Here is a 12,432-nt window from a genome sequence, read left to right as displayed (position 1 = left end):
TCATTTTAGTAGGACGACTAACAATGGCTTTAACTCACCTTCAGCAATTAGAAGCTGAAAGTATCAAAATCATGCGCGAAGTTGCTGCTGAGTTTGAGAACCCAGTTATGCTTTACTCTATCGGTAAAGATTCATCGGTACTTTTACACTTAGCGCGTAAAGCGTTTTACCCAGGTAAAATTCCATTTCCACTGCTTCACGTTGATACCAACTGGAAGTTTAAAGAAATGATCGAATTTCGTGATCGCCTTGCCAAAGAGTATGGTTTTGACTTAATCGTCCATAAAAATCCTGAAGGTTTAGCGATTAATATCAGCCCATTTACCCATGGCTCTGGTAAGCACACCGACATTATGAAAACTCAAGGCTTAAAGCAAGCTCTTGATAAGTATGGCTTTGACGCTGCATTTGGTGGTGCGCGCCGTGATGAAGAAAAATCACGAGCAAAAGAGCGTGTTTACTCGTTCCGAGATAAACACCACCGCTGGGATCCAAAAAACCAACGTCCTGAGCTTTGGAATACCTATAACAGCCAAGTTAACCCAGGCGAAAGCATTCGTGTATTCCCGCTTTCTAACTGGACTGAACTTGATATTTGGCAATATATCTATCAAGAAAACATTGACATGGTTCCGCTTTATTTAGCTAAAGAGCGCCCAGTGGTTGAACGTGACGGCACCTTGATTATGGTTGACGATGAACGTATGCCACTTGCTGATGGCGAAGTACCCATGATGAAGTCAGTGCGTTTTCGTACTTTAGGTTGTTACCCGCTTACTGGTGCGGTGGAATCAACAGCCAGTTCACTGACTGAGATTATCGAAGAAATGCTGCTATCGACTTCATCAGAGCGTGAAGGCCGAGTGATTGACCATGATTCAGCAGGTTCAATGGAAAAGAAAAAACGTGAGGGCTATTTCTAATGTCTACCAATACTAACGATACAATTAATGAAGTAAGAGCAATTGGCATCGACGCCTACCTTGCTCGCCAACAAGATAAAAGCCTGTTACGTATGTTGACCTGTGGTAGTGTGGATGATGGTAAATCAACCCTGATTGGCCGCCTATTACATGACAGTCACCAGATTTATGAAGATCAATTAGCGGCATTGCACAAAGATAACGAAAAAGTAGGTAACGCTGGTGAAGAGCTAGATTTAGCGCTACTGGTTGACGGCCTCCAAGCCGAACGTGAGCAAGGCATCACGATTGACGTAGCGTACCGTTATTTTTCAACAGCAAAACGTAAGTTTATTATTGCTGATACCCCAGGGCACGAGCAATACACCCGCAACATGGTAACTGGCGCATCCACCAGTGACGTGGCTATCATTCTTGTTGACGCGCGTTATGGCGTACAAGTACAAACTAAACGCCATAGCTTTATTTGTGACTCTTTAGGCATTAAACAATTTGTTGTAGCAATCAATAAAATGGATATCGTTGATTTTGACGAAACTGTTTATGAGCGCATTAAAGCAGATTACCTAAAATTTGCCGAGCAACTTAACGTAGCTAACATTAAGTTTGTACCTATGTCGGCACTTAAAGGTGATAACGTAGTAACACGCTCTGAGCACACGCCGTATTACACTGACAAACCACTGCTTGAGTTATTAGAAGACTCGCCAGCGGCAGAAACAGACACAGGCTTTGAGGCGCGTTTTCCTGTGCAATATGTAGTGCGCCCTAACCTGAACTTCCGTGGTTTCCAAGGTACATTAACCTCAGGAAAGTTACGTGTAGGCGATGCTGTAAAAGTATTACCATCTGGCAAAACATCAAGCATCAAAGAGATCGTAACCTTTGATGGGAACTTAGACACAGTCGAAGCTGGCCAAGCAGTAACCTTAACACTTAACACTGAAATTGATATTAGCCGAGGGGACGTCATTGTACCTGCTGAGTCAACCGCAACAGTTACAAACCAAGTACAAGCAAAACTTGTATGGATGCATGAAGCACCGTTGGTGTTAGGTAAAAGCTACAACTTTAAGTTAGGTAGTAAAAACACCTCAGCGATCGTGAAAAAGATTGATCACACTATCGATGTGAACACCCTTGAGCACGGCAGTGCAGATAGCCTACAGCTAAACGAAATCGCGATTGTAACTTTAGAGTTGACCGAAACTATTTTGGCTGATGCTTATCACAACAATCACGAAACCGGTGCTTTCATTTTGATCGACCGTTTATCTAACTTAACGGTTGCTGCGGGTATGATTGAAACTGTACTTGCTAAGCAAGAACAAACAAGTAACTTTAGTGAGTTTGAAGTTGAATTTAATGCCTTAGTACGCAAGCACTTTCCTCATTGGCAAGCGCTTGATATCTCAAAGCTTAAATAATCAACTTTGCCTGTTAAGGACGTATAAAGCATGTATCAACAGCTAGTATTAACAGGCATAATGCTAACTTTAGTCGGGTGCCTTTTTGGTACACGACTAAAGCCAGCATGGCTTTTTGTTGGCGCAATTGGCACCGCTTATCTTGGTGGCTTAATCGAGCTTGAAGATATGTTGATCAACTACGCTAACCCATCACTGATCACCTTAGTACTTTTAGTGTTGGTTTCTATCGCGGTTGAAAAAACCACGCTAGTACAAAAGCTTGCCCAATCATTATCAAAAGGAAGCTTAACCAGCTCAGTAACAAAGCTTGGGCTTTCTACTGCCTTTTTATCATCATTTACTAACAATACAGCGGTTGTCGCATCGCTTATTACCGCGATTAAAGACAGCCCTACACATTCCCCCTCTAAGCTACTATTACCGCTGTCGTATACCGCGATTTTAGGTGGCACAATTACCTTAATTGGTACCTCAACTAATTTAATCGTCAACGGTTTTGCCGTTGATGCAGGCATGGCACCACTGGGCTTTTTCGACTTTACCTTAGTTGGCTTAGGCGCATTAAGTGTGGGCCTTATCACTATTTTGGTGATGCTAAAATACTTGCCTGACAACGGTAAAAACGACCAAGAAGTCGTGCCTTTCTACCTCGAAGGTAAAGTAGAGCCAGGCTCAAAACTGATAGGAAAAAGCGTTGAAGAAAATGGCCTGCGCGAGCTTAAAGATTTATTCCTCGCTGAAATTCTACGTGGCGACAGGCGTATTTGTGCGGTAACTCCGCAACAAGTGATAAAGTCTGGCGATATATTATTGTTTGTTGGCGACATCAAATCAGTGCCACTGCTCACCCGCTTTGACGGTTTAAAAGTCGTCCATGATAAACACGAAAAAGACGTAGAGCACCTTGTTGAAGTAGTCGTAAGCCAATCGTCAAAGTTTATTGGCAAAACAGTCAAAGAAATTCGCTTTCGCGAACAGTTTCATGCTGCCGTTATTGCCATTCGTCGCGGCCACGACCGCTTACAAGGTGGATTAGGTAAAGTACAATTACAAGCTGGCGATTCGCTGATCCTCGCCCCCGGTAAAGATTTTTATAATTTACCTAACCTAAAGCGAGAATTTGTGTATATCTCTGGGCTTGATTTACAAACTCATTTAGCGCCGAAACAGTCAAACTTAGTACTTGCCAGTTTTACGGGTGTACTCGCGCTTAGTATTTTCAGCATCGTGCCTTTAGTTAAGGGCCTATTAGTATTACTAATTGCTTTAATGCTTACTGGTACTATTAAGCTCAGTGAAGTAAAACGTCGCTTTCCGATAGAGTTACTCGCAGTGGTAGGTAGCGCCATTGGCCTTGCTAAACTGATGATAGGCACCGGCCTTGCGGGGCAAATATCCAGCGCGATGTTTTATGTGTTGGGTGACTTTGGCCCCTACGGGGCATTTATCGCTATTTTTGTGATGACCGTAATGTTTACCGAGCTGATCACTAATAACGCAGCTGCGGCATTATCATTCCCTGTCGCCTATGCATTAGCGATTGGTTTTAATGTTGATCCACTACCATTTATTATGGCGGTGGCGTTTGGTGCATCAGCGAGCTTTATCTCCCCGTTCGGTTATCAAACTAACTTAATGGTATATAGCGCCGGCAACTATCGCTTAAAAGATTATGTATTAATGGGTTTACCGCTTTCTATTATTTATTCAATAACGGTATTAACCCTTATTCCGCTGGTGTTTCCTTTTTAAGCCAGCGCTACTTAGTATTTGATAAGAGAGTTTTACAATGGATGAGAACATTGTTTGGCATAATTATGCCATTACTAAAGCACAGCGTAGCGAGCAAAAAAGTCACAAGCCAGCAATTTTATGGTTTACTGGTTTTTCAGGCTCAGGTAAAAGCACCGTTGCTAACGCATTAGAAAGCGCACTTAATCAGCAAGGCATCCATACTTACCTGCTTGATGGCGACAACGTACGCCATGGCTTGTGTAAAGATTTAGGCTTTAGTGACGAAGACCGGATTGAGAATATCCGTCGTGTGGGTGAAACCGCTAAACTAATGGTCGATGCGGGGCTTTTGGTGCTCACCGCATTTATTTCCCCCTTCCGTGCCGAACGCGATATGGTAAGAGGCTTGGTCGACGAGAGTGAATTTATCGAAGTGTTTTTAGACACCCCACTGGACGTATGCGAAAGCCGCGATCCAAAAGGCTTGTATAAAAAAGCCCGTGCTGGTGAAATAAAGCACTTCACTGGTATTGATTCAGACTATCAAATACCTCATTCACCAGAAATAATTTTAGATACCAGCAAAAACACCCTAGACCAATCGGTGCAAGAGCTGATAGCGTATCTAAAGCAACAGCAAATAATCAAAGGTTAAGTCATGAACCAAACGGAACTGCTCGAAGAAATATTGATCCTCGCCCGCCAAGCTGGCAGCGCCATTATGGGGATTTACGAAAAGGATTTTAACGTTGAATACAAAGCCGATGAAAGCCCAGTAACCGACGCCGATCTAGCAGCTCATAAAGTGATTGCCAATGGCCTAGCCCACTTAACTCCAGACATCCCAGTACTCAGTGAAGAAAGCGCGAATATTAGCTGGGATGTACGAAAAACTTGGACCCGCTACTGGTTAGTCGATCCAATTGACGGCACCAAAGAGTTCATTAAAAAGAACGGTGAGTTTACCGTCAACATCGCGTTAATTGAAAATGGCAAACCCATATTAGCCGTAGTAGACGCCCCTGCCTTAGGCGTATCTTACCTCGCAAGCGACGCCATCGGCGCCTTTAAAGACCGCGGCGATGAGCGCATCGAACTTAAAGTAACAACTAAAGCTAACAAAGGGTTAATTCGTGTTGTCGGCAGCCGCTCGCACCCTTCCCCTGATCTAGCCGAGTTTGTAAAACAATTTGATGACGTTGAAATGGTCTCCAAAGGTAGTTCTCTCAAATTATGTTTAGTCGCCGAAGGTAGTGCCGATATTTACCCACGCCTCGGCCCAACCTGCGAATGGGATACGGGTGCCGGCCATGCGATTGCCGAAATCGCTGGTGCAAAAGTCACTAAACTCGACGGCAGCCCGCTGTTATACAACACCAAAGATGAATACTTAAACCCGTATTTTGTAGTTTCAGCACTGGAAGAATAAGAGCTTTCAGCTGTAAGCTATCAGCCGTCAGTTAAAGAGCAGACCGGCGTTAAATTTATCATCGTAGGCTGGGTTGAGTGTTGAGACGTAGGCTGGGTAAAGCGAAGCGAAACCCAGCATGTTTAAGCCATAAGCTGTAGAGCTTAAAGCGGTAAGTTATAAGCCAGCACTGCACTGAGGTCTGGTATTTCCGCTCTTTTGTAGGTCGGGATTTATCCCGTCACATTTTTCAGGCTAAAGCCTGACCTACAAGACATAAAAGCGTCCCCCCTTAGGAGTTGGCTTCAGCCACGAAAAATCCTGCTCTGCATTCTATTTGAAAAAACGAATTTCACCACAGAGAACACCGAGGCGCTTCGCTACACAGAGAAAGTTACAGACACAGCTTCAAATTTCTGTAAAGGTTCATCGAACATCGTCTATTCTAAATTGTTTCAAAATACTTTTATAATCTCTAAAACTGGTTCCATTTATTTTATGATCCATCGAGATTGCTTTTGACTGTTGCGCCAACGAATACTTAGCTCCTTTTGAACAAGGCAGAGTGAAGCGATAGAGTAGCTATATAACCTTTTCCCTTCACTTAATTCCAACTTTTGAGCTGTCCCTTTAATGACACTATAAACTTTGTCACCAAAACCTATAGCTTCAGCTTCTGTAGGTATGTACCCTTTATGGATCACCTTATTTCTAAACTTTACCGCATTACTATCGAGTACTTGAGGCTTCTCATTATATTTTGCTAGAAATAGAAAAGTAAAAGCACCTAACTGCCTTTCAGATTGATTAGAAACTTCCTTCCATGTATTGAGTAAAATACTTTCATCAATTCCTAATGAATGAATATGATATTTAATAAAGAATTCATAGAAGCGCTCGAGTGATGCTGCAAATGAAGCAACTGCCTCTCTCATATATCCATCACCAATTGCATTTACAGCTATATCAAAAAGCATTTCAAACTTTTGAGCTCTTAATTCAACTGTATATTTATGCCCTCTATCGCAAACAACTTTATGAATACCATCATCAATTAACTGCTGTGACTGCATTATAAAAGCCGTATAAGTACCAGCTTCACTTATACACTGCGGGCAAGTAGTTTGTATCCTCATATATCCCCATATCAACCAACTAAAAATCTCGCCCTGAAAGCTGTTTGGTTTCCAAATTTAAATGACTTACATTCTTAAACTCTGTCAGGTTGGTAGTATCAATAGTTGGCAGTTTATCTAATGGCCTGATTAAAATTTTATCCAGTGTTTGACTTCCAAATTTAATTTTATTTAACTTTTCTAGAATTTCATCATTTGTAAGCTCGTCAGACATTGACACCCGGTGTGATAACAACAATAAATAAAACAAACAATAGGCCGACTTGTTTGAAGGGGTAGCCAAAAACCTAACTGCTCCTTTTATTGAACTAGGGCTAAAGACGCCTGTTTTCCCTGAAGTAACTCCTAGAAAGGTTAAAAAGTCATATAGAAACTCTACTCGCTTCGAGCTTTCATTATTAGCACCTAATGACCCTTTATCCAAAAGGCTACTAAATAAATATTGTAAATTATGTATTGTTAAACTTTCTGCCAGCAATTTTTTAAGTACCTCTTCTACACCACAATTAACTCCATAATCAGCCAAAGGAGGCCGTTTCATAATACTTTTACCAATACTTTCTATAGCGCTAAACTTATCATCGACTACACCAAAGAACCGTTCAAAATTTATAACTTCTTTATCGCTAAAGCCAAGATAACGGTTTATAAATAAAAGTATGCCTTTTGTATCATTTAGCTTTAATTCATAAAGTTCAATTACATTTGCAATGGCATTTTGATCTGATACCTGCTCTTGCGGTATGCGCTCAGCTAAAACTCTTACTAAATAATCCGTGTAACCATTATTAAATCCAACACCTTGATTTTTGAAACTTCCATCTTGCTGCCACTTAGCATCTGGGTTATCTAGTACATGATTTTTCGCTGGATTAAGAACTCTATCAGCTGTTATATCAAGCATTTCGATATAAAAACGAGTTAGATAGTCATCTTCTTTTCCTACACTTGAACACTCTAAAATAAATGGCTTTAGATCATACTCATGATGTGATCTCAGAGCTTTAATATTGTAAGGTTCTAACTTTGTGTATAACTCAAATGATTTGAGATTAACTTCTCGTAAAGTAATAACCATCAATAAGTTAATAAAATCAATTTCTCCCATTAACCTATCTTTTTGCCAAATCTGATTTACTCTGCGAAGAATCTTTTTAAGTTGTAGAATTGAATAGATTTGGTTTTCCACTTCAATTAATTTTTGCTCTAAAAAGTACCAATCACGTCCCCCACGCAAAATGCGCATTAATTTGTCAGCGGTTAAAATTTCCCCCTCAAAAATAACAAAGCAGCCTTCTGCAATCGCATAATTGATACTTACTTCAATGAATTTACGTAATACCACTAGAACATTCTGTTTATGAATATCCTCCCTATAATCAGTCACTTTTGATATTACTTCTGCGGCAATTTCATTTTCATTACCTATAGCGATGATAAAGTTGATATGACTTAGCTTTCTATCTTTCAACCTATCCAGCAACGCAGCGATATCATTTAGGCGTTTTTCGTTTTCATCACCGGTGCCGCGATCTACATCTTGCAGGGTGATCAGTAATTTATAGTTGGTTACTTTAAGAACATTGTTAAGCTTTTTAAAACTTTGCTCAATATCAATTGGGCCTGCGAGTAGTGCAGATGCAAATTGAAAAAAGCTGCCGCCTGATTTTAGGGCTTCGGTATAATGTTTTGGCAAAGACCGAAAAGCACACATATCTAAGTGCTGGCTGATATCATCAATAATATGGCTCAGTATTACATGCGCGACACTGCCGCTGGCTGCGCCCCACGTTGATATATCACTGTGGATCCAGACACTACCTTGCTTAGGGCTTTTTGCTAAATCATTTGCAATGCAATCAACTATGCTGCTTTTTCCACAACCAAATGGCCCACAAAGAGCGATATGTTGCGCTCCCTTTTTCTCATATCCTTCTTTATCACCACCGGTCAACAGCCGTTCAGTAATACGAGTGGCATAAATCCGTAAATCAGGCTCTAATTGCTCAGTATGTTTAATGGTTGAATCATCTTTAAACCATTTTCGAAAATCTTCTAAGCTCTCAAGCGTTAATTCCGCTTCTTGTTTTGATTCGACTCTCGACTCTGCACTAGATGCTTTTAGCCGCTCCCATAACAAATATACCGATATACCCAAATAGGCAGCTGCTATAAATAAAAACACCCAGAATGCATGTTCTATCTCAACTAAGTTTATTGCTGAAAATAAATAAAATGCTGATACCGCGTACAGTATCGCTGAAAATATAGGCTTTTCTGTGTACAGTTTTGTTTGATAGATAGTAGTTGCTGCAATAGCTAAAAAGCTCAGTGACAGAAACTTAAAACTGACAAAGGTATGAGCAGTCAGTTGTTCTACTATTTCATTGGAATGCGTGAAGTACACATAACCCACAATGCAAAGTAAGCTAAACAATACACTGATTGTTACTGGTGGATATTGCCAACTAAACCCTATACTGCGTTTGGCGTGGGAGATATAAAACTTATCCAGCATTAGCTTGATGCCAATACCTGCGAGGAAAGCAAAACTATAATGCAGTACAGGGCTTGTATTTAAAATGCTGCCCCAGCTTGCACAGGCTTGTTGTACAAAGCTGACATTACTTAAAAATACTGTAATCGCGGACGCGGTAATTGCGCACAGTAACAGTGACAACCAACGCTGGGCTGGAATAGGAAGAGGCTGCGACAATTTAATATCCTTATAAACCATATACCAAGCCAGTGTATACCCTGTTGAATAAAAATAGAAATTTAAGAGCTCTACTTCTTGGTTACAATTTTCAGGTACAATATTTAGATTGCTTTTGCTAGGCTCCATATTTATGGAATTCAATAACAAGGAGTAATCATGAAATGTCCTGAAATTAATGATCTGGAGTTTTCTGAGCGCGGCAAGCTAGCTGTAAAAGAAATAAGACGAATAAAAGAAATTAATCAGTGGCTCAGTGCAACAATTACAGTTGGTACTTTTGCTAACATTTTTGCGGGTAATGGCATCATTAAAAGTCACTATAACCTCACTCAAACTGATTTTGATGCTTTTTCTGCTGCACTAAAAAGCTCTCCGAGCTTAGCCCGAAAAACCATAGAAACGATATCTGGTCTTCAAGCAATTAAAGCTAAAACATCTAAAGAAAGACAGTTCTGGAAGGCTGTCTATAACGGTTGCGAGGCAGCAAAATGAATAATTTTATTGTTTTTTCTCTTGCTTTATTCAGTTCCTTTTTAACATATGCAAATATAGCCGAAGATAACCTCACTAGTTATTTAACGGTTGAATACCATAACTCAATAAAAGCATATGATACGAAGCTTGAAAAATGCCAGCAAACATCAATAGTCATAACTCCAAATGACGTTAAACATATTTCAGATGACTGGAATGTGCTTAGTAGCGTCTTATCTTATCATTATGCAAAGACGCAAGATTTATGCACACATGATGAGTTGCAGCGTTTCACATTACTTTCAGCAAAATTGCGGGCCTTAAAAGATAGCGATAAAGCCATACTTAATCAGTACAACCAATTAATTATGACAATCCCTTTAACTTTCGAGCGAACTAAAGCTGATTACTTTATTTTGCCTGAAGATATACGTGAACAATTTTCTAGTTTAGAAAAATTAAAGAAGCCATTTAATTTAATGAAGACAATGGAAAACTTCGAGTAGCTAAGCCTAGATAAAATTGATAGATAATTAAATTGTTTACCCTGAGCTGGGTAGAGCTATGCGAAACCCAGCATGTTTAAGCCATAAGCTGTAGAGCTTAAAGCGGTAAGTTATAAGCCAGCACTTCACTCGCAGGAGGTGGCTTCAGCCACAAAAAGTCCTGCTCTGCATTCTATTGGAAAAAACAATCTCACGACTAAGCTCACCGAGGCGCTTCGCGCTGCACAAAAGTCTGGTATTTCCGTTCTTTTGTAGGGTCGGGATTTATCCCGAAAAGGACTGACAAGCAAGTCAACGTTAAATTGACCATTACAGAGTTAATTGAGTATCACAAAATCAGCCGACATAAACAGTAAGCTAAACTTCCCACCGGAGGCTTTAGTTACGAAAATATTCCTCTATCTAAAAAGCCGCTCGTAAAATCAGCATCTGTGCTTTAACATTCGTGATTCAATTAATTGATTCTATGGAATAAGTAATGACGACTATCGAAAGTGCGATTGATTCAGCCTACCAAGCACAGATTAAAAATCTCTATAATGCGCTAAGCCAAGGTGTATTGGCAGCAAATGGCGATGCAGATGCTATTTGTGCTGCAGAAGCAAGTTTTAAAAAAGGTCTAATCTTTGCTGCTGATATTAGAGCCCGCGCTATGGCTGCAATAGCATAATCTAAAAGCCCTGTAAGTTTGCACCTACAGGGCTTTTATTTGATCTAACTAAATACTCGATAGCGACTCACTAAGCAACAAAACCATAGATCAAAGCGGCCACTGCTAATAAGCCTACCACCAATACAAACAAAGAACTCATGCCACGGTACTGCTTTAATGCTGGCACTTTATATACCGCAATCATCGGCATGATAAATAATATCATCGCAATAATTGGCCCCGATAGTTGATCCATCATATCTAAGATACTTGGGTTTTTAACGGCACAAAACCAAATAGCAAAGAACATGATAGCTACACCAATTTTATCAGCACTTTTCATCGATAAGCTTGTTTGTTTAGTCACCAACCCATTAAAGCTTTCTCGCGCACCTAAAAAATGACCTAAGAAAGATGAGGTAATAGCAATAAATGCAACCAAAGGACCAAACGTGGCAATAAATGAGTTATCTGTGACATTAGCTAAGTAAGACAATATTGACACGTTCTGTGCTTTAGCTTGCAGCATTTGCTCTGGTGTTAAAGATAGTACACACGAAAATACAAATAGCAGCACAAATACAATTAACAACAAGCTAGTACGCTTTAGAATCGCCTCAGACTTAGCTGTCGCTTGATCGCCATAGTGACTTCGTTGCACATTTACAAAGCTTGAGATCGCCGCTGCGTGGCTAAATGAGAACACAATAATAGGGATTGACAGCCACAATGTTTTACTAAAGCCTGTAAACTCAGGAAAGGCCATATTGGGCACTTGCCAACTAGGGATCAAGTACAACGATAAGAACAATAAAATTCCTACTAAGGGATACACTAAAATTGCAAAAGCACGAAGCATCAATCGCTCACCGCCAAGCATGAGGCTAATCATACCAGCAACTAACACACCAGAAAGTAGTACTCGAGAAGGTGATTCCATACCAAGCTGATTAACAATAAAGCTATCAACGGTATTGGTTAAACCTACACCATAGATCAATAAAATCGGAAAGATTGATAAGAAGTACAAAAGAGAAATTAATCGACCCGCATTAGCACCAAAGTGCTCTTCGACCACATCAGTAAAATCCGCATCTTTATTTTTTGATGACAGCACAAAACGCGCTAAGCCACGGTGGGCTAAAAATGTCATCGGCAACGCCATGCACGCTAAAATGATCAGCGGCCAAAATCCACCAATACCGATGTTGATTGGTAAAAACAAAATACCAGCCCCAACGGCAGTACCAAAAAGACTTAATACCCACTGGGTATCATGAAAATTCCATTTTGAGTTACTTGTTGTCGATGCGTCATACTGCGTAGCATCTGTGGAAGAGTTCATGCACTTAACCTATTAGTATAATAATTTGGCCAGAGCATATAGAAGTTAACCCACTATTGCAGTTTTTGGCGATGTATTTAAGTAAAAAATATAGCTTAATTTGTA

Annotated in this window: 11 protein-coding genes; 8 read left to right on the top strand and 3 right to left on the bottom strand. The window is 40.3% G+C overall.

What is annotated here, in order from left to right:
- Positions 1 to 23 precede the first annotated feature (23 nt).
- Genes cysD through cysQ form a run of 5 tightly spaced genes read left to right on the top strand, consistent with a single transcriptional unit; the run spans position 24 to position 5,516 of the window.
- A complete protein-coding gene (cysD, locus tag KAN5_RS16025) occupies positions 24 to 923 on the top strand; it encodes a sulfate adenylyltransferase subunit CysD (RefSeq protein WP_016710560.1) in 900 nt (299 codons plus the stop codon).
- A complete protein-coding gene (cysN, locus tag KAN5_RS16020; RefSeq protein WP_016710561.1) occupies positions 923 to 2,350 on the top strand; it encodes a sulfate adenylyltransferase subunit CysN in 1,428 nt (475 codons plus the stop codon). Before cysD ends, cysN begins: the two co-directional genes overlap by 1 nt.
- 30 nt (positions 2,351 to 2,380) lie before the next feature.
- A complete protein-coding gene (locus KAN5_RS16015; RefSeq protein WP_244390103.1) occupies positions 2,381 to 4,105 on the top strand; it encodes an SLC13 family permease in 1,725 nt (574 codons plus the stop codon).
- 37 nt (positions 4,106 to 4,142) lie between these two features.
- Positions 4,143 to 4,742: an adenylyl-sulfate kinase gene (gene cysC, locus KAN5_RS16010; protein WP_016710563.1), complete on the top strand. Its 600-nt coding sequence runs from the start codon at positions 4,143 to 4,145 to the stop codon at positions 4,740 to 4,742.
- A 3-nt stretch (positions 4,743 to 4,745) separates the two neighbouring features.
- Complete coding sequence (gene cysQ, locus KAN5_RS16005) at positions 4,746 to 5,516, top strand: 3'(2'),5'-bisphosphate nucleotidase CysQ (RefSeq protein ID WP_016710564.1); 771 nt, start codon at positions 4,746 to 4,748, stop codon at positions 5,514 to 5,516.
- Between the two features lie 470 nt (positions 5,517 to 5,986).
- Here the strand turns inward: cysQ and KAN5_RS16000 are convergent, their stop codons facing one another.
- A complete protein-coding gene (locus KAN5_RS16000) occupies positions 5,987 to 6,568 on the bottom strand; it encodes a hypothetical protein (RefSeq protein WP_244390102.1) in 582 nt (193 codons plus the stop codon).
- A gap of 82 nt (positions 6,569 to 6,650) precedes the next feature.
- Positions 6,651 to 9,476 (bottom strand): KAP family NTPase, encoded by a 2,826-nt coding sequence (locus KAN5_RS15995; protein ID WP_244390101.1) that lies wholly within the window; start codon positions 9,474 to 9,476, stop codon positions 6,651 to 6,653.
- A 30-nt stretch (positions 9,477 to 9,506) separates the two neighbouring features.
- Here KAN5_RS15995 and KAN5_RS15990 point away from each other — a divergent pair, with 30 nt between their 5' ends.
- The 3 genes from KAN5_RS15990 to KAN5_RS15980 all read left to right on the top strand — a co-directional run bounded on the left by KAN5_RS15990 (position 9,507) and on the right by KAN5_RS15980 (position 11,000).
- On the top strand, positions 9,507 to 9,842 hold the full coding sequence (locus tag KAN5_RS15990) for a hypothetical protein (protein ID WP_244390100.1): 336 nt from the start codon (positions 9,507 to 9,509) through the stop codon (positions 9,840 to 9,842).
- Positions 9,839 to 10,330, top strand: coding sequence for a hypothetical protein (locus tag KAN5_RS15985; protein ID WP_244390099.1), 492 nt, complete (start codon positions 9,839 to 9,841; stop codon positions 10,328 to 10,330). The genes KAN5_RS15990 and KAN5_RS15985 overlap by 4 nt, the downstream gene beginning before the upstream one ends.
- 478 nt (positions 10,331 to 10,808) lie before the next feature.
- Positions 10,809 to 11,000, top strand: coding sequence for a hypothetical protein (locus KAN5_RS15980; RefSeq protein WP_016710565.1), 192 nt, complete (start codon positions 10,809 to 10,811; stop codon positions 10,998 to 11,000).
- 70 nt (positions 11,001 to 11,070) lie between these two features.
- On the opposite strand, the gene KAN5_RS15975 is transcribed toward KAN5_RS15980, so the two are convergent.
- Positions 11,071 to 12,327, bottom strand: a complete 1,257-nt coding sequence (locus KAN5_RS15975) for an aromatic amino acid transport family protein (protein ID WP_016710566.1) — start codon at positions 12,325 to 12,327, stop codon at positions 11,071 to 11,073.
- Positions 12,328 to 12,432 lie beyond the last annotated feature (105 nt).

The organism is Pseudoalteromonas sp. KAN5 (genome assembly GCF_022846535.1).
Classification (GTDB): Bacteria; Pseudomonadota; Gammaproteobacteria; order Enterobacterales; family Alteromonadaceae; genus Pseudoalteromonas; species Pseudoalteromonas haloplanktis.
The sequence above is the reverse complement of the archived record's forward strand: the minus strand, read 5'-3'. Positions and strand labels throughout refer to the sequence as shown.